Below are 22,717 nucleotides of genomic sequence, written 5' to 3' on the forward strand. Positions count from 1 at the left end.
CTCGCGCATGTCGTCAGTGGACGGCTTCGACCAATTCCCTTGTGGGCGTGGCAGGTCGGGTTTCCAGATACTGGGCGAAGCCGAGTGTGGCGAGCATGGCCAGGCCCAGGGTGGCGCCGATCCAGCCGATGGAGGCGTAGCCGAGGCCCGCGCTGATGGCGAGGCCGCCGAGCCAGGGGCCGATGGTGATGCCGACGTTGAAGGCGGAGAAGTTGGTGGCGGTGGCGAGGGTGGGGGCGGTGCCCGCGAGGGTGAAGACGCGGGTGTTGAGGGCGGGGTTGGTGGCGAAGCCGAAGGCGCCGAGGAGGGCGACCAGGACGATCACGGGGGCGGGGGAGTCGGCGGTGAGGGCGATGGCGGCGGCGACGATCGTCATGCCGGTGGCGCCGATGTAGAGGGTGCGGAAGGGGTGGGCGTCGGCGTGGCGGCCGCCGAGGGCGATGCCGATCAGGCCGCCGACGCCGTAGAGCGCGAGGATCGCGGGAACCGTGGCGGCGGGGACGCCGGTGGTGTCGATCAGCATCGCGCCCAGGTAGGCGAAGGTGACGAAGACCGATCCGGTGGACAGCGCGGTCGCGGTGTAGGACAGCCACAGCCGGGGATTGGCCATCACGCGGAGTTCGCGCCGCAGTGCCGGTGCCGTGGTGGGCCGTCCGCCGGGGATCTTGGCGAACACCCCGATCATCGTCAGCGCCGACAGGCCGGCGACAGCCCAGAACGCCGCCCGCCAACCCAGATGCTGACCGATCACGGTGCCCGCGGGCAGCCCGACGATGGTCGCGACGGTGAGCCCGCCCGCCACGATGCTCATCGCACGGCCGCGCAGCTCCGGGGCCACCAGGCTCAGCGCGGTGGTCGCCGCCAGCGCCCAGAATCCGGCATAGACGAAGGCGCTCACCACGCGCGTGGCGAACAGCACCCAGTAGTCACTGGTCAGCGCGCCGACCACGTGCGCGGCGACGAAGATCGCGAGGAAGGCCAGCATCGTGTCGCGGCGCGGCCACCGCAGGGTGAGCACCGCGAGCAGCGGTGCGCCGACCAGCATGCCGAGGGCGAAGCCCGAGATCAGCAGGCCCGCACGGGGAATGGATACGCCGAGGTCGGCGGCGAGTTCGGGCAGGAGTCCGGCCAGCATCAGCTCGGAGGTGCCCTGGGCGAAGATCGACAACCCGAGGACATAGATGGCGGTGGGCATGGGGCCTCTCTCGATTCGAATATTCTGGATTGATCAGTCCAAAATGAAGGTGCGGCAACGGTAGGACCGAACGGAAGGTGGTCGAGGTCGACCAGGGTGGAGGTTGGCGGGGCGGCGGGGTGGTTGACCGAGCTGCCGGGTGACTGGGTGACCTGGCGGACGGGAGTTGCCGGGTGGGGTGGCCGACGGTGTGGGTGGTCGAGCGAGCGGGCAGGGATCTAGAGGCAGCGCATGGCGGTATCGGCGATAGCCGCCAACGTGTCGCGATCGGCACCACCGCGCGCGGCCACACGCATGCCGCTGATCGTGGCGATCAGGAACTCCGCGAGCGCGCGGGCATCGCCACCGGCGGCGAATTCGCCTGCGCGCTGCCCGGATTCGATGGTCGCGGTGAGTGCGGCGAGCCGACGCTCCTGGTCCGCACGCAGCGTCGCGGCCACGGCGGCGTCGTGCGGGGCGAGTTCGACGACCGAATTGACGACGAGGCAGCCCGCCGGTTCGGACTCGGGCGCGTCGGCGATCTGGCGCAGGACCGCGCCGATCCGCTCCCGCGCGGGCGCCTCACTGTCGAGGATCTCGAAGATGGTCGCGTTCTTGACCGTGATGTAGCGCTCGAGCGCCCGGTCGAACAGATCGTGCTTGCTGGTGAAGGTGTTGTAGATGCTGCTGCGGCCGAGTCCGGTTGCCGCGCAGAGCTCCTGGGTGGAGGTGGCCTCGTAACCGGCCGACCAGAACGCGTGCATCGCGGCATCGACCGCACGCTGCTCGTCGAATTCCTTGGGGCGGGCCATGGCGTCGACCGTAGCACGTTTTGAACATATCGGTCCAAAATGAGATGTGGCGGGCCACAGACCCGCGCCGACACCCCTGTGGCCGGTGGTGATGGCCGCCCGGCGAACGACGGGCTAGCGTCGAGAGACGTGATGTCCGCGCCGCAGCTCGACTCGCCACCGACCTCCCGGACGCCGTCGCCGTCGAGACGGCCGCCGGTTTCGGGACGAACGGTGCTCCTGGCCGCCGCCGCGGTGATCCTCGCCCAGCTGGTCCTGCGCGGCTGGGTCGCCGGATCGGGATTCTTCTACTGGGACGATTTCATCCTGATCGGCGCGGTCGAGAGCCATCCGCTGTGGTCGACCGACCTGCTGCTCACCAGCCACGACGGACACGTGATGCCGCTGGCCTTCGTGCTGACCTGGCTGGTCACCGCGGTGGCGCCGCTGAACTGGACGGCGGCGGCCGTCGTGCTGGTGGCGATGCAACTGCTCGCCTCGCTCGCCGTCCTGCGGTTGCTCATCGTGCTGCTCGGGTTGCGCGCCCGGCTGCTCGGACCGTTGACCTTCTACCTGTTCGTCCCGCTGACGGTGCCCGCGTTCGCCTGGTGGGCGGCGGCGGTGAACGCGCTGCCGCTACAGATCGCCCTCGCCTGGGTGAGCGCCGATGCGGTGCTGCTCGCCCGCACCGGGCGGCGCCGGTACGCCGTCTCGGGCGCGGCGGTGTTCGCGGTGGCCTTGCTGTGCTTCGAGAAATCGGTGGTGGTGCTGCCCGTCGCGTTCGTGACCGCCCTGCTGGTGGCGCGCGTGACCGGCTCGTCGGCCCGCGAGGTGGCCCGCCGCGGCGCCGCGCTGTGGACGGCGTGCGGCGCGGTCCTGCTGGCCTGGTTCGCGTTCTACTTGTTCGTCGTGCAACGGCCCCGCGGCCTGTCCAAACCCGAGGACCCCGGCGCGCTGCTGAGCGGAGCCCTGTCGGACGGACTGGTCCCCGGATTGTTCGGCGGCCCGTGGCGCTGGGAACGCTGGCAACCGGCCACCCCGTGGGCCGACCCACCCGTTGTGGCCGTCATCCTGTGCTGGGTCCTGCTGATCGCGGTGGCGGCGTGGACGATTCGCACCCGCTCCCGCGCCCTCGGCGCATGGTTGTTCGTCATCGGCCACGCCGTGCTGACGATCGCCCCCATCGTCATGCTGCGCGACGGCCCCGGCACCGCCGCCCTGCTCCTGCAATCCCTGCGCTACTTCGCCGATTTCGCGGTGATCGCCACCATCGCCTTCGCAGTACTGCTGCTGACGCCTCGGCGATCGGCAGAGTCCGTGGACCGGTCGGATCGCACCGACGCGAGCGCGTGGCGGTTCGCCGGGCTGGGGGTGACGGTGCTGTTCCTCCTCAGCAGCGTGTACTCCACGATCACCTTCACCCGATCGTGGGAACCCAGCCCCGCGCGCACCTACATCACCGGCGTCCAGGCCGCCCTGCCCGCAGCCGCCGACGCACCCCTGCTGCCCCAGGAGGTGCCCTGGAATGTGCTCAACCCCTTGGCCTTCCCGCTGAACATGACCGATCACGTCCTCGCCCCGATCGCTACCTCGACCACCTTCGCGCAGTCGACCCCGCGCCTGCGGATGATCACCGACGAAGGCGCGATCGTCGACGCGCAGGTGTGGTGGAACCGGGCGATCGTCGAAGGACCGGAACCCGAGTGCGGCCACCGCGTCCGCGAGCCCACGACGCTCCCGCTCGACGGTCCCATGCAGATCCGCGACTGGACCGCCCAGATCAACTACCTCGCCGAACGCGACGGCCGGATCGCGGTGTCCTTCGAAGGCGACGCCGAGACGGTCGCCGAGGTGCGCGCCGGGCTCGGCACGGTCTACGTACGCCTGCTCGGCGGCGGCACCAACCTGCGGATCAGAACCGTCGATCCGCAGCAGTCGCTGTGCGTCGGCGCGGGCCCGGTCGGAGTTGTGGGGTACGACCGGTAGGGACGGATCGACATCGCCACACGGTGCTCGGTGGGCGTCATCAGCAGTCGCTGTGCGTCGGGGCGGGCCCGGTCGGCGGTCGACGGGCGAACACAGCCACCCCCGCGACCAGCGGGTGATCGTTGTCGAGCAGGGCGGTGCGGCGCATGCGATGCTGAGCTGATGAGGCAGTTTCGGGTGTGGGCGCCTACGGCGGGGGCGGTGCGGCTGCAACTGGACGGGGTGGCGCGACCGATGCGGCGCAATGGCGGCGGGTGGTGGTCGGTCCGGGCCGACGCAGGTCAGGGCGCCAGATACGGCTTCCTCGTCGACGACGATCCGACGGTCCTGCCCGATCCGCGCTCGGCCAGTCAGCCCGACGGCGTGCACGCGCCTTCCGCCGTGCACGACCTCGATCCGGCCGCCTGGACCGACCACGGCTGGACCGGCAGACAGCTGGCCGGTTCGGTCTTCTACGAGCTGCACATCGGCACCTTCACCCCCGAGGGCACCTTCGACGCCGCGATCGAACGCCTCGACCATCTCGTCGCGCTCGGCGTCACCACCGTCGAGCTCATGCCGGTGAACGCCTTCGACGGCACCCACAACTGGGGCTACGACGGCGTGCTCTGGTACGCGGTGCAGCAGACCTACGGCGGCCCCGACAGCCTGCAGCGCTTCGTCGACGCCTGCCACGCCCGCGGCCTCGCGGTCTGCCTCGATGTCGTCTACAACCACCTCGGCCCCTCCGGCAACTACCTGCCACGCTTCGGCCCCTACCTCACCAGCGGCCGCAACACCTGGGGCCAGAGCCTCAACCTGGACGGCCCCGGCTCGGACGCGGTACGCCGCCACATCATCGACAACGCCCTGCGCTGGCTGCGCGAATTCCACATCGACGCACTGCGACTCGACGCCGTGCACGCCCTCGTCGACCGCACCGCCACCCACCTGCTCGAAGAACTCACCATCGAAACCACCGCCCTGGCAGCGCATCTGGGCCGCCCACTCACTCTCATCGCCGAGAGCGACCTCAACGACCCTCGCCTGATCACGCCCCGCGCGGCGGGCGGCTACGGCCTGACCGGCCAGTGGAACGACGACCTGCACCACGCCGTGCACACCGCGGTCTCCGGTGAACGCCAGGGCTACTACGCCGATTTCGGCTCCCTGGCCTGCCTCGAACAGACCCTCACCCACGGGTTCTTCCACGCCGCCACCTACTCCAGCTTCCGCGGCCGCACCCACGGCACGCCGATTCCGCGTGACCTGATTCCCGGCAGCGCCCTGCTCGGCTACACCTGCAACCACGATCAGATCGGCAATCGCGCCGTCGGTGACCGGCCCGGCGAATACCTGACCCCCGGCCAGCTCGCGGTGAAAGCCGCGCTGGTGCTGCTCTCGTCGAGCACGCCGATGCTGTTCATGGGGGAGGAGTGGGGCGCCCGCACACCGTTCCAGTTCTTCACCTCGCACACCGACCCCGAGGTCGCCGCCGCCACCGCGACCGGTCGCCGGACCGAGTTCGCCGAGCACGGCTGGGCCGCCGACGACGTCCCCGACCCGCAGGACCCCGCCACCTTCACCCGCTCCAAGCTGGACTGGACCGAGCCCGGCCGCGAACCGCACGCCCGCCTGCTGGCCTGCTACCGCGCCCTGCTCGCCCTGCGCCGCTCGCGCCCGGAGTTCACCGACCCGTGGCTGGAACGGGTCTGGGCCGATTACGACGAGGCGCGACGCTGGTTCGTCCTGCGTCGCGGCCGGATCTCGGTGGTGTGCAACCTGTCCGAGGACGAGGCGGTGATCCCGGTGCACGGGCGCGTCCTGCTGGCCTGGGCACCCGCCACCGAATCCGGTGCGGGAACCCTGGTTTCGGGCCACAGTTTCGCCGTACTCGAGGAAGGTGACGGCGCGGGCACCGTGGTCACCGAGTGATGACGGCACAGCACGGCTCGGCCACGGATGGGCACAGATCGTTGCCGAGGCGACCGAACGACCGTACGGTTAGGCGATGAGCAACGACGCTTATGGGCAGGACAGTGCTGCCCTGCCGGCCGGTGTCGGCGGATTCGCCCCGGCCGGCTTCGGCCCCTTGGCGCGCGCCTTCGCCGCCCTGGTCGGCCATCGCCGCGACGCGGGCGGCGCCATCGCGATCTATCGGCACGGCGAACCGCTGGCCCATCTGTGGACCGGCAGCGCGGGCGAGAAACCCTGGACCGCCGAGACCGGCGCCATCGTGTTCTCGGCGACCAAGGGCGTCACCGCCACCGTGATCCACCGCCTCGCCGATCGCGGCCTGATCGACTATCGCGCGCCCGTGGCCGAGTACTGGCCACGCTTCGCCGCGCACGGCAAGGGCGCGATCACCGTCGCCGACGTGCTCACCCACCGATCCGGGCTGTCCGGACTGGCCGCGGTCGCCACCACCGCCGCCGAATCCCTCGATCACGAGCTGATGGAGGATCGGCTGGCCATGGCTCGCCCCGACCGCCTGCTCGGCGTGCCCACCTATCACGCCCTCACCTACGGCTGGCTGCTCGCCGGGCTGGCCAGGGCCGTCACCGGCCGCGACATGGGCGAGCTGATCCGCGCCGAGGTCACCGACCCGCTCGGCATCGACGGCATCCACCTCGGCAGGCCCGCCGCGGGCTCCTCGACCGAGTACGCCCGGCTGTCCGGCGCCCATCTCAGCGTGGTCGCGCACCCGATCGCCGCCGGTTTCCTGGACCGGATCGGCTACCGGATCCCCGGCCCGCTCGGCGCCGCCGCCCGATGTCTGTTCCTGCCCGGACTCAACAGCATCCTCGACGGTGACGACCCGCCGATCCTGAACTCACAGATGCCCGCGGGCAACGGCGTCGCCACCGCCACCGGACTGGCCAGGATGTACGCCGCGCTGGCCGGCGGGGTGACCATCGACGGGCAGCCGTACCTCCAGTCGGGTACCCATCGCGCGATCCGCCGGGTCCAGACCTACCGCCTCGACCACGCGCTGTTCTACCTGCCGATGATGTGGCACCTCGGCTACCACTCGATGCCCGCCGTCGGCGCGCGCAACGGGTTCGGGCACATCGGGCTCGGCGGTTCCTTCGGCTGGGTCGACCCGCAGTCGGGGCTGTCGGTGGCCTTCGTACACAACCGCCTCGACCAGGGCCTGCTCGCCTACGACCAGGTCGCCATGGCCTGGCTGCTGCCGCTGGTGCTGTCGGGCGTGCGCGCGGGCCGCGGCCGCGGGGCCAAGATCGACCGCGCGGCCGCCGCGTAGCGGGTCAGGTCAGGTAGCGGTAGGCCGGGGAACCCGGTTCCAGGCGCTCGGCCTGGATCGGGGACTCCTCGATGCGGTGCAGCAGCGAGGCCAGGTCGTCGGTGGCGCCGAGTTCGATGCCGACCAGCGCCGCCCCGGTGTCGCGGTTGTTGCGCTTGACGTACTCGAACATGGTGATGTCGTCGTCGGGACCGAGGACGTCGTCGAGGAAGCGGCGCAGCGCGCCGGGCTCCTGCGGGAAGTCGACCAGGAAGTAGTGCTTGAGCCCGCGATGCACCAGCGAGCGCTCGATGATCTCGCCGTAGCGCGAGACATCGTTGTTGCCGCCGGAGACCAGGACCACCACTGTCGTGCCCGGCTCGATCTCGATCTCGGCCAGCGCCGCGGTGGCCAGCGCACCCGCGGGCTCGGCGATGATGCCCTCGTTCTGATACAGGTCGAGCATCGCGGTGCAGATGGCGCCCTCGTCGACCTGCATCATCCGGAAAGACGCGGTGCCGGTGGGGATCTCGGTGGCGATCAGCAGCGGCAGCGAGGCATGCGAGACCACCCGGCCGCCGAAGGAGGCCGCCGCCAGGTACGGCAGGTCGCCGATGCGGCGCACGGCGGCGCCGTCGACGAACGGGTCGATCTCGGGCAGCGTCACCGGCGCACCGGCCACCAGCGCGGCCGTCATCGATCCCGCGCCCGCGGGCTCGACGCCGAGCAGTCCGGCCCTCGGCGCGCGTTCGCGCAGGTAGGTGCCGATGCCGGCCAGGCAGCCACCGCCGCCCACCGGCACGATGACCAGATCGGGCGCGGTGCCGAGCTGCTCGAGGAATTCCGCGGCGATGGTGCCCTGGCCCGCGGCGGTGCGCGGGTCGTCGAACGGCGGCACCATGGTGGCGCCGGTGCGGGCGACATCGTCGGCGGCGGCCGCGGCGGCCGCGTCGTAGGTCTCGCCGACGGCGATCAGCTCGACGAACTCGCCGCCGTGCACGCGGATGCGGTCGCGCTTCTGCTTGGGGGTGGTGGTCGGCACGTAGATGCGCCCGCGCACGCCCATCGCCTGGCAGGCGAAGGCCACGCCCTGGGCGTGATTGCCCGCGCTGGCCGCCACCACGCCCGCCGCCCGCTCGGCGGGGGTGAGCTGGACCATCAGGTTGTAGGCGCCGCGCAGCTTGTAGGAACGCACGGCGGTGAGGTCTTCGCGCTTGAGGTACACCTGCGCGCCGGTGCTCGCCGACAACCGCGGGCTGTACTGCAGCGGGGTCGGCTCGATGATGTCGGAAATTCGCTTGGCGGCGGCGTCGATCTCGTCCGCGGTCAGCGGCGGACGGGTTACGGACACTTCAGCGACGTCAGCGATGGGGGACACCCGAATATGCTACCGAGGCGTTCGAACGGCCCGGCGGGTGCTCCCGCTGGTTCGCACGCCCCGAGTGCCCGCCGCGGCGCTCGGCCACGACGGGCGGGGTCGCCAGTGGTCAGCGCGGGGTGAGGACGAAGACCGGGATCTGGCGATCGGTCTTGGTCTGGTACTCCGCGTAGTCGGGCCACACCTGCACGGCGCGGTCCCACCACAGGGCCTTCTCCTCGCCGAAGACCTCGCGCGCGGTGTAGTCCTTGCTGACGGTGCCGTCGCGCAGTTCCACGTGCGGTTCGGCGACGATGTTGTAGTACCAGACCGGATGTTTCGGTGCGCCGCCCAGCGAGGCGACGACGGCGTACTCACCGTCGTGCTCGACCCGCATGAGCGGTGTCTTGCGCAGCTTGCCGGTCTTGGCGCCCTTGGTGGTGAGCAGGATGACCGGCTTGCCCTGGAGGGACGTGGCCTCCGCTCCGCCGGAGCTCTCGTAGGCCTCGGCCTGTTTGCGTGCCCAATCGGAAGTGCTCGGTGCGTACTCTCCTGTCAATGGCATGACCTGCACAACGAATGGGCACGGGGTGATGTTCCCGACAGTGCCGCCACCCTGGAGTTCGGTGGACCGAACTCTGATGTGCGTCTATCCTGTGTGCATGGCAGTGGTCACCCCATCGGCAGCATCCGCGACGGTCGACATCGCGGGCAGCGCTTGGCCGGTCTACAAGCTCGAGGCACTGGTCGCCGGGCTCGTGGTCGGTGCCCTGCTGCTGCTCGTCGTCGGTGCGCCGCAGACCGCGGTGCTGGTCGGTGCCGCCGTCGCCGCGGTGCGCTGGATCGTCGGCGCCACCCGCGCGCACAGCACCGGCGACTGATTCACGGCGCGAGATCGAGCGCGCTCAACTCGCCCCGCGAGACGACACCCAGCTTCGGATACGCCTTGTACAGATGGTGCCCGACCGTCCGGTGACTCAGGAACAATCGCGCGGCGATCTCCCGATTCGACAGCCCCTGCGCGGCCAACCGCACGATCTGTGATTCCTGCGGTGTGAGCGTGCTCAACGCGCCCGAGCTCGCCGCCGCGTCTACCCCCACGCCCAGCGCCCCCAGTTCGGTCCGCGCGCGGGCACTCCATGGCCTCGCGTCGAGTCGATCGAACACCTCGAGCGCCTGTTCCAGCTGGGTTCGGGCATCCACCTTGCGCTTGTCGCGGCGCAGCCATTCGCCGTAGAGCAGCCGGGTGCGGGCCTCGTCGAACGGGCGGTTCGCGGTGAGCGCCGCCGCGAAGTGCGCCTCGGCGGCCGATCCGTCGGCCACCAGCGCCCGCCCGCGGGCCGCCAGCGCCGCGATCCACGCCTGACCGGCCTGTTCGGACCAGTCGGTGAGCCGGTCGAGCGCCTCGCAGGCCCGGTCGGTCGCGCCGAGCCGCGCCGCCACCTCGATCCGGTCGGCCAGCGTGCGCAACCCGACCACCTGATGCCGCGCCGGCTCGACCGTCAGATGTTCGAGCTCGGCGTGCGCCTGCTCCAGCCGCCCCGCGCCCAGCGCGGCCAGCGCCCTGGCCGCATGCGCCCACGGGGCACCGGCCGACCCCGCACCGCCGAACTCCTCGGCCACCGCGCGCTCGGCGTGCACCCGGCAGGACTCCCCGTCCCCACGCAGCGCGGCGAGATAGGCCAGGAACGCACTGAGCTGACTCACCCAGTGCGCCTGCCCGATATCGGCCGCGATCCGCACCCCCTCCTCGGCCGCGACCAGGCTCTCACCCGGCCTGCCCTCGAACAACTGAGCCTCCGACCGGAAGAACAGCAGCGGCGCCAGCAACGCGATCCGCCCCTGCTCCCGAGCCTCCCCGATCAGCTCCTCGGCGAGCTCACCGACCTGCGCGTCCTGCCCCACCACCAGCCCGCTCCCACACAACTGCACCAGATCAGCCGGACTGTCGGCCCCATTGCCCCGCGCCCGCCCCGCCGCCGTCCGCAGATCCACCCCGCGCCCACCCGGCCCGGATGGTTCGGCCGTACCCGGGTCGGCAGCACTTATGTCTGTCGCGCCGGGATCGCCTGCGTCGGGGTCGCGTGTGCCCGTGCCCGGGTCGCGTGTGCCACGGTCTGTAGCCCCCTGGGCGATCGTGCGGCGCCCGGCGACGGCGGTGGTGAGGTAGCGCATGATCGGGGTGATCGGGTCGTCGTCGTCCAGGGTCAGTGTGTCGAGCGCCTGGGCCACCTCGTCCAGCTCGGCGGCGCCGAGATACCAGGCCGTGTGTACCGCTCGGCTGAGGATGCGGGCGGCGGCGCCCGGATCATCCCCGCGGGCGGCGACGGCTGCGGTCATCAGGCGCCGGTGCGCGGAACCTGTTGTTCCCCTGGCGAACTCGGTTTGCGCGCGGACCAGCTCCAATCGGGACTCGAGCGTGTCGTCGGGGGACTGGGCGGCCGCGCGGTCGGCCAGGCGGGCGGCCTGGTCGGTGAGGCCGGCCTCGGTCGCCGTCTCGGCCCCGAGGACGAGCCGCCGGGTCCGTGCAGGCACATCGACGCTCAGGGCCGCCGCGCGGTCGTAGGCGGCGACCGCGCCGTGGAAGCCATTGCGGATCCGGGCTCGCGTGGCGGTGTCCTCGAGCGCGCTCGCAGCCCGCTCGTCGGGACCTGTTGCGGCACAGGCGAGATGCCAGGCGCGCAGATCGGCGGTGTCCTCGGCGTCGAGTGCCTCGGCCAGCGCGCGATGCGCGGACAACCGGTCGGTGAGCGCCGCGCCCTGGTACACCGCCGCCCGCAGCAGCGGATGCCGCCAACTCAGCGCCTGACCGTCGGTTTTCACCAGGCCCGCGTCCTGCGCGGGTTGCAGGTCCGCCAGCTCCGCACCGAGGAGGGTGACGGCACGCAAGACCGGCGCCAGGTCCTGCGCGCCCACGGCCGCGGCGACCAGCAGCACCGTCCGGGTGGCGGTGGGCAGCCGCGCGACCCGCCCGTGGAATGCCAGTTGCAGGCGCTGGGTCAGCGGCACCGGGTTCACTTCGTCCACTGCCGTTTCGCCGAGCACAGACGGAAGTTCCAGCAGCGCAAGCGGATTGCCGCCCGACTCGGTCAGCAGTCGATAGCGGGTCGTCGGTGACAGATTCGCGCCGCCCGCGTCGAGCAGGGCCGCGGCCGCGTCCGGACGCAGGCCGCCCAGCGCGAGTTCGGGCAGCCCGGGCGCCGGGAAGTCGTCAGGTCCGGGCCGGGTCGCGAACAGCATCACCACCCCTTCCGCGTCGAGCCTGCGCGCGGCGAACAGCAGGGCCTCGGCGGTGGCGCGGTCGAGCCAGTGCGCATCGTCGATCAGACACAGCAGCGGACCCTCGGCCGCCTCCTCGGCCAGCAGCGTGAGCACCGCGAGGCCGATCAGCATCCGGTCGGCCGGGGTGCCATCGCCCAGGCCGAAGGCGGCCTCGAGCGCGTCGCGCTGACGGGGCGGCAACTGGCGCACCAGCTCCATTCCGGGCCGGATCAGCAGGTGCAGTGCCGCGAACGGCAACTCGGCCTCGGATTCGATGCCCGCACTGCGTACCGTCGGAAGATCTTGCGCCGCCGCGTAGTCCAGCAGCGCGGACTTGCCGATCCCGGCCTCGCCGCGCAGCACCAGCGCCCCGCTGCGACCGGCGCGCGCCCCCGCGATCAGCTCATCGATCCTGGCCTGTTCGATTTCGCGCCCGCGCAGCATGGGCACCACCGTATCGCCGTACCGGTACCGGCAGTAGTCGCGCCGGAAAAGTACCTATAGGCGACTGATTCGACCGACCCCCCGCGCCCCATAACGTAGGTGTCATCGCAGGAACAACCAGCGAAATACCAGCTCACAGCATGTTTTGGAGGCCGAGATGAACACCGTCGTCGCACAGTACCTGGAAGCCTGGAACACCCGTGACGCCGCCGCGCGCCGCGCCGCGATCACCGAGCTGTTCACCCCGACGGCCCGCTACGTCGACCCGCTGGTCGCCGTCGCCGGGCACGCCGAGCTCGATGCGGCCATCGCCGGCGTGCAGGCCCAGTTCCCCGAGTGGACCTTCCGCCTGGCGGGCCCGGTCGACGGCCACCACGACCAGGTGCGCTTCACCTGGGGCCTCGGCCCCGCCGACGGCGACGCGGTCGTCATCGGCTTCGACGTCGCGACGCTCACCGACGGCCGCATCGACAACGTCTACGGGTTCCTCGACCAGGTCCCCACCGCCTGACCCACCACCCCCTTCGCACCACAGGAGATCGCCATGACCGCCGCCACCGCCCCGTCCCGCCTGTCCGCCCTGCTCGCCTCCGGCGAGAACCTGCTGCGCGTCTCGCTGCGCCTCGACGCCGTCGTCACCGGCGCCAACGGCCTCGCCTACCTGGTACTGGCCCAGCCGCTGGAACGCCTGCTCGGCCTCGACGCCCGGCTCGGCGTCGCGATCGGCATCTTCCTCACCGCCTACGGCATCGCCGTCGCCCTCGTCGGCCGCCCCGCGCACATCAACCGCACGGCGGTGTCGGTGGTGGCGATCGGCAACCTCACCTGGGTGCTCGCCAGCCTGGTGGCCGTGGCCACCGGCGCCCTCGGCCTCACCACGGTCGGCTCGATCTGGGGCGTCCTCCAGGCGATCACCGTCGGCGCCTTCGCGGCCCTGCAATACCTGGGCCTGCGCCGCACCCACTGACCACCCCACACAACGAACGCGGGACCACGATTCGTGGCCCCGCGTTCGCTGCGTCGCCCCGTCGCTTGACCGGTGATCACCAGGCCGTGGTGTGAGTATCGGTCGAGAGCCGACGCCACTATCGCCTGGTGATCGCTCGTCCAGATCCCCCCCGGTTCCGTTCAGCGCACGAGCAGCGCGACCGGCAGCCGGGTGAACAGCTTGTCGAGCCGTACACTTCCCGCGAACGAATTCCCGGTCAGCCGATCGGTCCAATTACCTTCCGGCAGCGGCAGTGTGGTGTCGAGCCAGCCGGTCGTCGCGAGTCCGACCGAATGCCTGGTCGCCGCCACGATCACCTCCGGTGCCTCACCTGCGGGCCCCCGCCCGAAGGCGACGAGCCGGTGCGCGTGCTCGCCCATGGCGTACAGCGGCCGGTACATCCCGCCGACGAAGCACTCCGGTCGCTCCCGCCGCAACCACAGCGCGTAGGCGACCACCCACATCTTCGCTGCCCCGGTGGTGTCCAGAGTCGGTGTGTCGGTGAGTGATTGGAGCATCCCGGCTCGCACAGCGAAGTTCACCGGCCGCCGATTGTCCGGGTCGACGAGCGAGTCCTCCCACAGCTCGGTGCCCTGATAGATGTCGGGGATCCCGGGACCGCACAGCTGCAACAGCTTCTGCGCCACCGCATCCGACCACGCGTGCGGCGCCATCTCGTGGGCCAGATCGCCGATCCCGGTGCCGACGGGCCCGTCGATGACGGTGTCGAGCCAGCCGTGCACCGCCGATTCGAACTCCGCGTCGGGTTCCTCCCAGGAGGTCTTCGTGCCCGCCTCGCGAATCGACTTCTCCGCGAACAGATGCAGCCGATCCCGCAGCCCCGGCACCGACGAGGCGGGCCGTCCGTCGGCGGGCCACACCCCGAACATGTTCTGCAACAGGAACAGTGCCGTCGCCCCGTCCGGCGCCGGGCTGATCTCGAGCCAGCCCCGCACCCGCTGCGACCAGGTCTCGGCCACCTGCGAGAGCACCCCGATCCGGGCCCGTACGTCCTCGCCGCGCTTGGTGTCGTGGGTCGAGATGGTCGTCATGGTGGCGGGCCAGCGCTGCGAGCGCTCGCTGTTGGACAGGTGGAAGTCGTTGACGGAGTGGCCGAATCGCGCCGGATTGCCGCCCACCTCCTGCAGCGACACCAGCCGTGCCCCCTGATAGAACATGGTGTCCTCGACCGACTTCGCGGTGATCGCCCCGCACACCTGCGAGAACCGGGTGGCCGCCTCGCCACCCACCGACAGCGCGGTCACCAGCACCGACAGCGGCACGGTCAGTTCGGCATTGCGCTTCTCCACCTCCGCGACCACCGCGGCGGTGATCCCGGCCAGCGGCGCGTAGTCCACCCGGTAGACCGGCATGAAGGCCAGCACCTCGATCGTCGCGTTGCTCACCGCCAGGGTGTCGAAGCTGCCCGCGTTGCCGTCGCGTTTGATCGCCGCGACCAACCGCCGGATCTCCGGCGCCAGAATGGTTTCCGCGACCGCCCGCTTGATCCGGTGCTCGGTCTCGCCGAACCAGGCCCGATCGCTGCCGTGCCCGGCGACGTGTTGGGACAGCTCGGTCATCGCGGCCTCGCCTGCAGGATCGATCAGTACGCCGCCGACATCGGCGAGCGCGTCGTAGCCGGTGGTGCCGTCGACCGGGAGCGTCGCGTCCAGTGGCTCACGGTTGGCCAGGATCTTCTCCACCAGCAGCAGCCGCTGCGGACCGATCAGCCTGCGCAGCCGGGTCAGATACGCGCTCGGATGCGCCAGTCCGTCCGGATGGTCGACGCGCACGCCGTCGATGAGATCGTGCTCGCACCAGGCGGCCAGCTCCCGGTGGGTGGCCTCGAACACCTCGGGCTCTTCCTGCCGGATCGCCGCCAGGCTGCTCACCGCGAAGAACCGGCGATAGGTGCACACCCCTGCCTTCCAGCTCACCAGCCGGTAGTGCTGACGATCGTGGATGCGCAGCGCGTTGTCCCCGTCGGTGCCCGGCGCGATCGGGAACCGCAGATCGTGCAGCGCGAGCATCGGTTCCGGGCCGGACCGGTCGACGGTCAGCGCCGCCGGATCGTTCTCGCTCTGCAGCACCGGCAGCGCCAGCCGTCCACCCGCACCGTTACCGGGACTCCAGTCGATGTCGAAATACTTGGCGTAGCCGGACTTCTGGCCATTGCGCAGCACATCCCACCACCACGGATTCTGCCGCGGATCGGCGACGCCGACATGATTGGGCACCAGGTCGACGATCAACCCCATGCCGCGACTGCGCACCTCGTCCGAGAGCGCCTTGAGCCCGGTCGGCCCGCCGAGCGCGGCGGAGACCGTGGTCGGATCGGTGACGTCGTAGCCGTGCGTCGACCCGTGTGTCGCGGTCAGGATCGGCGACAGATACAGGTGCGAGATACCGAGCTGCTGGAGGTATTCGGCGATCGCGCGCGCGTCGCCGAAGGTGAGCGCGTCGGGACGCAACTGCAGGCGGTAGGTACTGCGCACCGTGCTCGGCCGGATGGGCGCGCGGTGCAGCAGGGTCAGCGGGTCGGTTACGTAGGTCTCGGTCATCGTCTCGGCTAGGCGGTTCGGCGTAATACGAGTAGGCAGCGGCTCGGCACGGGCAGTGGTGCGTCCGCGCGGTGTACCGCCTCGGCCGCGCCGGTCGGGGTCGAGCAGTCAAGGGCCAGCGTCCACTCCGCCCCGAACTCGGGCCCCGGCAGGACGAAGTCGATCGCTTCGTCGTGCGCATTGAAGCACAGCAGGAACGAGTCGTCGGAGATGCGTTCGCCGCGCGGTCCCGGTTCGGCGATGCCGTCGCCGTCGAGCAGCACGGCAAGGGACTTGCCGAAGCCGCTGTCCCAGTCGTCGGTGGTCATCTCCGCGCCCGCCGGGGTGAACCAGGCGATCTCGCGCCGCTGACCTTTCCCGTCCCCCGGACCGGGCGCGAGGAAGCGGCGGCGCCGGAAGATCGGATGGTCGGTGCGCAGCGCGATCACCGAGCGGGTGAACTCGAGCAGCTCGGCATTGGTCTGCGCCAGCGACCAGTCCATCCACGACAGCGGCGAATCCTGGCAGTACACATTGTTGTTGCCGAGCTGGGTGCGCCCGATCTCGTCACCGTGCGCGAGCATCGGCGTGCCCTGGCTCAGGATCAGCGTGGCCAGCAGATTGCGCTGCTGCCGGGCCCGCAGCGCGAGGATCTCCGGATCGTCGGTCGGGCCCTCGACGCCGCAGTTCCACGACCGGTTGTGGCTCTCGCCGTCGCGGTTGTCCTCGCCGTTGGCGTCGTTGTGTTTCTCGTTGTAGGACACCAGATCCCGCAGCGTGAAGCCGTCGTGCGCGGTGACGAAGTTGATGCTGGCGCCGGGCCGTCGACCGGTGGACTCGTACAGATCCGAGGACCCGGTGAGCCGGGAGGCGAACTCGCCGAGCGTGGCGGGCTCACCGCGCCAGTAGTCGCGCACGGTGTCGCGGTACTTGCCGTTCCACTCGGTCCACAGGCTCGGGAAGTTGCCGACCTGATAACCGCCCTCGCCCACGTCCCACGGCTCGGCGATCAGCTTGACCTGACTCACCACCGGGTCCTGGTGCACCAGGTCGAAGAACGCCGAAAGCCGGTCCACATCGTGTAATTCGCGGGCCAGGGTGGCGGCGAGGTCGAAGCGGAACCCGTCGACGTGCATGTCCAGGATCCAGTAGCGCAGCGAGTCCATGATCAGCTGCAAGGTGTGCGGATGCCGCACATTGAGGCTGTTGCCGGTGCCGGTGTAGTCCTTGTAGAGCTCGGGGTCGGTGTCGTCGACCCGGTAGTACGCGGCATTGTCGATCCCGCGCAGGCTCAGCGTCGGCCCGAGGTGATTGCCCTCGCCGGTGTGGTTGTAGACCACGTCGAGGATCACCTCGATGCCCTCGGCGTGCATCGCGCGCACCAGCGCCTTGAACTCCGCGACCGCCGCGTCACCGCGTGGCCGGGCCGAGTACTGATTGTGCGGGGCCAGATAGCCGATGCTGTTGTAGCCCCAGTAGTTGCGCAGGCCCTGATCGGTGAGCACGTGATCGTGGAAGAACTGGTGCACCGGCATCAGCTCGATCGCGGTCACGCCCAGGCTCTTCAGATGCCCGATGATCGCCGGATGCGCCAGCCCCGCGTAGGTGCCGCGCAACTCCTCCGGGATGTCCGGGTGCGTCATCGTCATGCCCTTGACGTGCGCCTCGTAGATCACCGTCTCGTGATAGGGCGTGTTCGGCGGCCGGTCGGCGCCCCAGTCGAAGAACGGGTTGATCACCACCCCGGTCATGGTGTGGCCCAGCGAATCCAGGCCGTAGGTGTAGAGCGAGGGATCGTTGACGAACTCGCCGTCGAAGGCCTTGCCGTACGGGTCGAGCAGCAATTTGCTGGGATCGCAGCGCAGCCCCAGCTCCGGCTCGTAGGGCCCGTGGACACGGAACCCGTAGCGCTGGCCGGGCGTGACGGCGGGCAGATACGCGTGCCAGACGTAACCGTCGACCTCGTCGAGATCGACGCGCGTCTCGCTACCGTCCTTGGCGATCAGGCACAGCTCGACCTTGGTGGCGACTTCGGAGAACACCGAGAAGTTCGTGCCCGCGCCGTCATAGGTGGCGCCGAGCGGATACGCCGTCCCCGGCCACACACCCAGTGGGGTCACCTCACCGGATCGGTCGTTCGGGCTCGACATGCTACGACAGTAGTGGAATCCCGGCTTCGACCGCGCGCGGTGCGCGATGGGTGCTTGATCACCCCGGTTCCCCGGCGAAGCTCGCGATCAGCCGTCGCGCGTATCCGGTCCGCCGTGCCAACCGGGCGAGACCGCCGAACACCAGGCGCTGCAGCAGCACGGGCGGACCGGCCAGATAGCCGTCCTGGTACTCCCACAGCAGGGCGAGGGCGAGGGGATTGCGCGGCACCCGACCCGCTGTCGTCCGGCCGGCGTTGTCCAGGCCGGTCCAGAACTCGAACATCTCCCAGTGCCGCAGTGGTGGACGGATCACGTGATCGAGCACCGTGTCGGGCGCCTCGTTCCAGAACTCGTGCACCGCGCGTGGGGGAGCCGTCACCGTCCGGCCAGGCTCCGCGACGATCTCGACGCCGTCGATTCGGAACCGCACCCGCCCGGCCCGGATCGTCCAGGTCTCGCTCAGTTCGGGATGCCAGTGCGGGCCCGCCTGCCTGCCGGTGCTCGGCAGGACGTGTTCGAGGCGCAGATAGGCGCCCTGCTCGTCGGCGCCGCGTTCGATCAGGGTGACCCGATGCCCGTTGCGGAAGGTGCGGACGGATCCGATGTCGGCCATAGGTCAAATATAAAGGTAACCTTCCTATTGTGTCATCCCTGCTGAAACTGTTGGTCGAGGCCGCCGATGCCTACGAGGGTGAGCTGAACCAGCTCTTGCGCGCCGGACTCGGCGCCGACCTGCGGCCCGCGCACTACGCGGTGTTTCGCTACCTGGACCCCGCGGGTTCCCGGGTGACCGCACTCGCCGACGCCGCCGGGATGACCCAGCAGTCGATGGGCGAACTGGTCACCCACCTCGAACGGTGCGGCTACGTGGCGCGCGAACCCGATCCCGCCGATCGCCGCGCCCGTCTGGTCGTCGCCACCGCGGCAGGCCGCGAGGCGCTCGCGCTCGCCGCGCACCACATCCGCCGAATCGAGCAGGCGATCGCGGCCGAGCTCGGCCCGGAATCACTCGACCGGCTCCGCGACGCATTGGCCCGCCTGCCCGCCGCGATCGCCGATCCGCCCGACCACCACTGACGGCAACTGCTAACTTGAACGTTGTTCAAGGCCGCCGTCGCGGCGGCACCGGGCGACGACGAGGAAACCCAGTGGACCTGACCCCCGAGCAGATCAGCGCCCTCGATGCCGAGCACGTCTGGCATCCCTACGGCGGCTTCCCCGCGACCACCGAACCGCTGGTCGTCGCGAGCGCGGCGGGCACCCGGCTCACCCTGGCCGACGGCCGGGAACTGGTCGACGGGATGAGCTCGTGGTGGGCGGCCGTGCACGGCTACCGGCACCCGGTCCTCGACGCGGCCCTGCTCGCCCAGTCCCAGCGGATGAGCCACGTGATGTTCGGCGGCCTCACCAACGAACCGGCCGTTCGCCTGGCCCAGCTGCTGGTCGAACTCACGCCCGCCGGACTGGACAAGGTCTTCCTCTGCGATTCCGGCTCGGTCTCGGTCGAGGTCGCGGCGAAGATGTGCCTGCAGTACTGGCGCGGCGTCGGCCGGCGCGGCAAACACCGGCTGCTCACCTGGCGCGGCGGCTACCACGGCGACACCTTCACCCCGATGAGCGTGTGCGACCCCGAAGGCGGCATGCACACCCTGTGGACCGATGTACTGACCGAGCAGGTGTTCGTCCCCGCCCCGCCACGGACCTTCGAGCCCGGCTACGTCGCCGAGCTCGAGCAGGCCGTGCGCGCCCATCGCGACGAACTGGCCGCGGTGATCGTCGAACCGGTTGTGCAGGGTGCGGGCGGCATGCGCTGGCACGATCCGCGCTATCTCACGGAACTGCGCCGCATCTGCGACGAGCAGGAGGTGCTGCTGATCTTCGACGAGATCGCCACCGGCTTCGGTCGCACCGGTGAGCTCTTCGCCGCCGACCACGCGGGCGTCAGCCCGGACGTGATGTGCGTGGGCAAGGCGCTGACCGGCGGCTATCTCACCCTCGCCGCCGCCCTGTGCACCACCCGCATCGCCGAGACGATCAGCTCGGCGCACGGCGGCCTCATGCACGGGCCGACCTTCATGGGCAATCCGCTGGCCTGCGCTGTCGCGGTCGCCTCGGTGGAACTGCTGCGCTCGCGCAACTGGCGCGGTGAGGTCGCCCGGATCGAATCCGAGCTGACCGAGGGCCTCGCGCCCGTCGCCGACCTGCCCGGCGTCACCGAGGTGCGGGTGCTCGGCGCGATCGGGGTGGTCGAACTCGACGAACCCGTCGACATGCGCCTCGCGACCGACGCCGCCGTCGACGCGGGCGCCTGGCTGCGCCCGTTCCGCAATCTCGTCTACACGATGCCCCCCTTCATCAGCACCTCCGCCGACATCGCCACCATCACCTCGGCCGTGCGCGCGGCGGTGAAAGCGTCGGTCGGATGATGCCGCGCCCCGCCCGCCTGAACGGCGTTCAAGTAAGCTCCTCAGCTGTGAGTACGGATCCGTTGAGCTGGTTGGACGAGCGCGCGGCCGAGCGGGTCGACGCCGGGCTGCGCAGGCACCTGCGGGTGCGTGCCGCCGAGTCACCCGCGATCGACCTGGCGTCCAACGACTACCTCGGCCTGGTCCGCCACCCCGAGGTGATCGAGGGCGCGATCGCCGCCGTGCGTCGCTGGGGTGCGGGGTCGACCGGCTCGCGCCTGGTCACCGGAACCACCGCCGAACACGCCCTGCTCGAAACCGAACTCGCCGAATTCGTCGGCGCGGAAACAGGTTTGGTCTTCGCCTCCGGCTACGCCGCCAACCTCGGCGCCGTCACCGCGCTGGCCGGACGCGGCACCCTCGTCGTCTCCGACGCGGGCAGTCACGCCTCCCTGGTCGACGCGTGCAGGCTCTCCCGCGCCAGGGTCGAGATCGCCCCGCACCGTGACGTCGCCGCCGTCGAACGACTGCTCGCCGAACGCACCGAGGAGCGCGCACTCGTCCTCACCGACTCGGTCTTCAGCGCCGACGGCGACCTCGCCCCGCTGGCCGATCTGCACCGGGTCACCAGGGCCAACGGCGCGGTCCTGATCGTCGACGAAGCGCACGGACTCGGCGTCCGGGGCGTCGGCGGTCGCGGCCTGGTGCACGAGATGGGTCTGGCGGGTGAACCGGATCTCGTCATCACGGCGACCCTGTCCAAGGCGTTCGCCGCCCAGGGCGGTGTCGTGCTCGCCGATGCCAGAATCCGCGCCCACCTCATCGACTCGGCCCGCACCTTCATCTTCGACACCGGCCTCGCACCCGCCGCCGTCGGCGCCGCTCGCGCCGCCCTCGGCCTCCTGCGCCGCGACCCCGCCATGGCATCGCGGGTCCTCGCCCGCGCCGCCGACATCGCCCGCATCGCGGGAGTCCCCGACCCGGACTCCGCCGTGGTCTCGGTGGTCCTCGGCGAAGCCCAACTCGCCTTCGACGCCGCCCAGGCCTGCCGCGAACGCGGCCTCGACGTCGGCTGCTTCCGCCCACCCTCGGTCCCCGAAGGCACCTCCCGCCTGCGCCTGACCGCCCGCGCCAACCTCACTCCCACCGAACTCGACACGATTACCGAGGTCCTGCGCGAGGTTCTCGCGAACGCCCGAGGCAAGGAACCTGTGGCCGCGGGCAGGGAAACCAGCGCCTCAGTCGCGGCGGCTGCAGGCCAGATCCCCACGAACATGAGTGGTACGGGACCGACGGGCGCTCCCGTTGCGAACGTGCGCGGCACAGCGGCGGTGACCGCGTGAGCGTCCTGCTGATCACCGGCACGTCCACCGATGTCGGCAAAACCGTCGTTACGGCCGCCGTCGCCGCGATGGCCCACGCCGAGGGCCGCACCGTCGCGGTGTGCAAGCCCGCCCAGACCGGCATCGCCGCCAGCGAACCCGGCGACCTCGCCGAGATCACCCGCCTGTCCGGGGTGACCCGAACCGTCGAACTCGCCCGCTACCCCGACCCGCTGGCCCCCGACACCGCTGCCCGCCGTGCGGGAATGCCCCTGCTGAGCCTGGCCGAGACCGTCGCCGCGATCGACGAACTCGCCGATGCCGACCTCGTCCTGGTCGAGGGCGCGGGCGGGCTGCTGGTCCGGATGGGGGAGTACACGCTGCTCGAGCTCGCCCAGAAGCTGGGTGCCCCGGCCCTCGTCGTGGCCGCCGCCGGACTCGGCACCCTCAACCACAGCGAACTCACCACCCGCACCCTGGCCGCGGCCGGCGTGCCCTGCGCGGGACTTGTCATCGGTGCCTGGCCGGCCGAACCCGACCTCGCCTCGCTCTGCAACCGCGACGATCTGCCCCGCGTCACCGACACCGAACTGCTCGGCGCGGTGCCCGCGGGCGTCGGTCAGTGGGACCGTGAACGCTTCACCGCGGCAGCCCCGAGCTGGTTCGCCGACGGCTGGCGGCCATGATCGGTGGCGGACGGTGCGAAGTGCGCTGAAAACCCCCATTGACCAGCCGATTTGACTTAGTGTTCGCCGCTGCGTAACTTTATTCGAGTCAGAGCGACACGGACACCAACCCGGTGCCGAGGAGCAGCCCGCCAGGGCCGCTACGGTGCAGGGAAACGAGGTAGGACGATGAGCGCCTGACTGATCATGTGTTCAGGGTCATCGAGCCGGGATTTGCTTCTGGTGGATGGTCTGAGCTACAGTACGAACCCTTGCCTCACCGAAACCCCAACGACTTGTTTGTGGGTGGAAGTGTGTGCGTGTGTTCTTTGAGAACTCAATAGTGTGTCGATGAATGTCAGTGCCAATAATTATTATTGGTTCCAGCCTTCGCGTACCCCCCGGTCGTGG

At 70.5% G+C, this 22,717-nt stretch carries 18 protein-coding genes; 10 read left to right on the plus strand and 8 right to left on the minus strand.

Annotated elements, in window-relative coordinates:
- Nucleotides 1-13: 13 nt before the first annotated feature.
- Entirely contained in the window at nt 14-1,195 is a 1,182-nt protein-coding gene (locus ACFVVM_RS28125; RefSeq protein WP_387624277.1) for a Cmx/CmrA family chloramphenicol efflux MFS transporter, read from the minus strand.
- Nucleotides 1,196-1,413: 218 nt separating this feature from the next.
- Complete coding sequence (locus ACFVVM_RS28130) at nt 1,414-1,986, minus strand: TetR/AcrR family transcriptional regulator (RefSeq protein ID WP_387624278.1); 573 nt, start codon at nt 1,984-1,986, stop codon at nt 1,414-1,416.
- Nucleotides 1,987-2,199: 213 nt separating this feature from the next.
- Between ACFVVM_RS28130 and ACFVVM_RS28135 the strand changes: the two genes are divergently transcribed.
- The 3 genes from ACFVVM_RS28135 to ACFVVM_RS28145 all read left to right on the plus strand — a co-directional run bounded on the left by ACFVVM_RS28135 (nt 2,200) and on the right by ACFVVM_RS28145 (nt 7,195).
- Nucleotides 2,200-3,951 (plus strand): hypothetical protein, encoded by a 1,752-nt coding sequence (locus ACFVVM_RS28135; protein ID WP_387624281.1) that lies wholly within the window; start codon nt 2,200-2,202, stop codon nt 3,949-3,951.
- A gap of 162 nt (nt 3,952-4,113) precedes the next feature.
- Nucleotides 4,114-5,865 (plus strand): malto-oligosyltrehalose trehalohydrolase, encoded by a 1,752-nt coding sequence (gene treZ / locus ACFVVM_RS28140; RefSeq protein ID WP_387624284.1) that lies wholly within the window; start codon nt 4,114-4,116, stop codon nt 5,863-5,865.
- A gap of 76 nt (nt 5,866-5,941) precedes the next feature.
- Nucleotides 5,942-7,195 carry a serine hydrolase domain-containing protein gene (locus ACFVVM_RS28145; protein ID WP_387624286.1) on the plus strand — a complete coding sequence of 418 codons (1,254 nt, stop codon included), beginning with the start codon at nt 5,942-5,944 and terminating at the stop codon, nt 7,193-7,195.
- Nucleotides 7,196-7,199: 4 nt separating this feature from the next.
- On the opposite strand, the gene ilvA is transcribed toward ACFVVM_RS28145, so the two are convergent.
- Nucleotides 7,200-8,543 (minus strand): threonine ammonia-lyase IlvA, encoded by a 1,344-nt coding sequence (gene ilvA, locus ACFVVM_RS28150; RefSeq protein ID WP_387624365.1) that lies wholly within the window; start codon nt 8,541-8,543, stop codon nt 7,200-7,202.
- A 118-nt stretch (nt 8,544-8,661) separates the two neighbouring features.
- Nucleotides 8,662-9,096 carry a nitroreductase family deazaflavin-dependent oxidoreductase gene (locus ACFVVM_RS28155; RefSeq protein ID WP_387624289.1) on the minus strand — a complete coding sequence of 145 codons (435 nt, stop codon included), beginning with the start codon at nt 9,094-9,096 and terminating at the stop codon, nt 8,662-8,664.
- Between the two features lie 97 nt (nt 9,097-9,193).
- On the opposite strand from ACFVVM_RS28155, the gene ACFVVM_RS28160 reads away from it, so the two are divergent.
- Complete coding sequence (locus ACFVVM_RS28160) at nt 9,194-9,412, plus strand: hypothetical protein (RefSeq protein WP_387624292.1); 219 nt, start codon at nt 9,194-9,196, stop codon at nt 9,410-9,412.
- Nucleotide 9,413: 1 nt separating this feature from the next.
- On the opposite strand, the gene ACFVVM_RS28165 is transcribed toward ACFVVM_RS28160, so the two are convergent.
- Nucleotides 9,414-12,236: an AAA family ATPase gene (locus ACFVVM_RS28165; RefSeq protein WP_387624294.1), complete on the minus strand. Its 2,823-nt coding sequence runs from the start codon at nt 12,234-12,236 to the stop codon at nt 9,414-9,416.
- Nucleotides 12,237-12,393: 157 nt separating this feature from the next.
- Between ACFVVM_RS28165 and ACFVVM_RS28170 the strand changes: the two genes are divergently transcribed.
- Together ACFVVM_RS28170 and ACFVVM_RS28175 are read left to right on the plus strand one after the other, a co-directional pair.
- Nucleotides 12,394-12,747 (plus strand): nuclear transport factor 2 family protein, encoded by a 354-nt coding sequence (locus ACFVVM_RS28170; protein WP_387624296.1) that lies wholly within the window; start codon nt 12,394-12,396, stop codon nt 12,745-12,747.
- A 33-nt stretch (nt 12,748-12,780) separates the two neighbouring features.
- A complete protein-coding gene (locus ACFVVM_RS28175; protein ID WP_387624299.1) occupies nt 12,781-13,203 on the plus strand; it encodes a hypothetical protein in 423 nt (140 codons plus the stop codon).
- Between the two features lie 161 nt (nt 13,204-13,364).
- Here the strand turns inward: ACFVVM_RS28175 and treY are convergent, their stop codons facing one another.
- Genes treY through ACFVVM_RS28190 form a run of 3 tightly spaced genes read right to left on the minus strand, consistent with a single transcriptional unit; the run spans nt 13,365 to nt 18,527 of the window.
- Nucleotides 13,365-15,785, minus strand: a complete 2,421-nt coding sequence (treY, locus tag ACFVVM_RS28180; RefSeq protein WP_387624302.1) for a malto-oligosyltrehalose synthase — start codon at nt 15,783-15,785, stop codon at nt 13,365-13,367.
- 8 nt (nt 15,786-15,793) lie between these two features.
- Nucleotides 15,794-17,914: a glycogen debranching protein GlgX gene (gene glgX, locus ACFVVM_RS28185; protein WP_387624304.1), complete on the minus strand. Its 2,121-nt coding sequence runs from the start codon at nt 17,912-17,914 to the stop codon at nt 15,794-15,796.
- Between the two features lie 58 nt (nt 17,915-17,972).
- Complete coding sequence (locus ACFVVM_RS28190) at nt 17,973-18,527, minus strand: cupin domain-containing protein (RefSeq protein ID WP_387624306.1); 555 nt, start codon at nt 18,525-18,527, stop codon at nt 17,973-17,975.
- A gap of 29 nt (nt 18,528-18,556) precedes the next feature.
- Here ACFVVM_RS28190 and ACFVVM_RS28195 point away from each other — a divergent pair, with 29 nt between their 5' ends.
- From ACFVVM_RS28195 to bioD, 4 genes are all read left to right on the plus strand, one after another.
- Complete coding sequence (locus ACFVVM_RS28195) at nt 18,557-18,991, plus strand: MarR family winged helix-turn-helix transcriptional regulator (protein ID WP_387624309.1); 435 nt, start codon at nt 18,557-18,559, stop codon at nt 18,989-18,991.
- Nucleotides 18,992-19,062: 71 nt separating this feature from the next.
- A complete protein-coding gene (locus ACFVVM_RS28200) occupies nt 19,063-20,340 on the plus strand; it encodes an adenosylmethionine--8-amino-7-oxononanoate transaminase (RefSeq protein ID WP_387624312.1) in 1,278 nt (425 codons plus the stop codon).
- Nucleotides 20,341-20,387: 47 nt separating this feature from the next.
- A complete protein-coding gene (locus tag ACFVVM_RS28205) occupies nt 20,388-21,662 on the plus strand; it encodes an 8-amino-7-oxononanoate synthase (RefSeq protein ID WP_387624314.1) in 1,275 nt (424 codons plus the stop codon).
- Entirely contained in the window at nt 21,659-22,327 is a 669-nt protein-coding gene (gene bioD, locus ACFVVM_RS28210; protein ID WP_387624316.1) for a dethiobiotin synthase, read from the plus strand. The genes ACFVVM_RS28205 and bioD overlap by 4 nt, the downstream gene beginning before the upstream one ends.
- Nucleotides 22,328-22,717 lie beyond the last annotated feature (390 nt).

This window comes from Nocardia sp. NPDC058176, assembly GCF_042883805.1.
Lineage (GTDB): Bacteria > Actinomycetota > Actinomycetes > Mycobacteriales > Mycobacteriaceae > Nocardia.

What these genes read in the sequence shown, in the direction of transcription:
- ACFVVM_RS28125 (WP_387624277.1), bottom strand. Translation starts at nt 1,195, where the DNA reads ATGCCCACCGCCATCTATGTCCTCGGGTTGTCGATCTTCGCCCAGGGC.
- ACFVVM_RS28130 (WP_387624278.1), bottom strand. Translation starts at nt 1,986, where the DNA reads ATGGCCCGCCCCAAGGAATTCGACGAGCAGCGTGCGGTCGATGCCGCG.
- treZ (WP_387624284.1), top strand. Translation starts at nt 4,114, where the DNA reads ATGAGGCAGTTTCGGGTGTGGGCGCCTACGGCGGGGGCGGTGCGGCTG.
- ACFVVM_RS28145 (WP_387624286.1), top strand. Translation starts at nt 5,942, where the DNA reads ATGAGCAACGACGCTTATGGGCAGGACAGTGCTGCCCTGCCGGCCGGT.
- ACFVVM_RS28155 (WP_387624289.1), bottom strand. Translation starts at nt 9,096, where the DNA reads ATGCCATTGACAGGAGAGTACGCACCGAGCACTTCCGATTGGGCACGC.
- ACFVVM_RS28160 (WP_387624292.1), top strand. Translation starts at nt 9,194, where the DNA reads ATGGCAGTGGTCACCCCATCGGCAGCATCCGCGACGGTCGACATCGCG.
- ACFVVM_RS28165 (WP_387624294.1), bottom strand. Translation starts at nt 12,236, where the DNA reads ATGCTGCGCGGGCGCGAAATCGAACAGGCCAGGATCGATGAGCTGATC.
- ACFVVM_RS28170 (WP_387624296.1), top strand. Translation starts at nt 12,394, where the DNA reads ATGAACACCGTCGTCGCACAGTACCTGGAAGCCTGGAACACCCGTGAC.
- ACFVVM_RS28175 (WP_387624299.1), top strand. Translation starts at nt 12,781, where the DNA reads ATGACCGCCGCCACCGCCCCGTCCCGCCTGTCCGCCCTGCTCGCCTCC.
- treY (WP_387624302.1), bottom strand. Translation starts at nt 15,785, where the DNA reads ATGACCGAGACCTACGTAACCGACCCGCTGACCCTGCTGCACCGCGCG.
- glgX (WP_387624304.1), bottom strand. Translation starts at nt 17,914, where the DNA reads ATGTCGAGCCCGAACGACCGATCCGGTGAGGTGACCCCACTGGGTGTG.
- ACFVVM_RS28190 (WP_387624306.1), bottom strand. Translation starts at nt 18,527, where the DNA reads ATGGCCGACATCGGATCCGTCCGCACCTTCCGCAACGGGCATCGGGTC.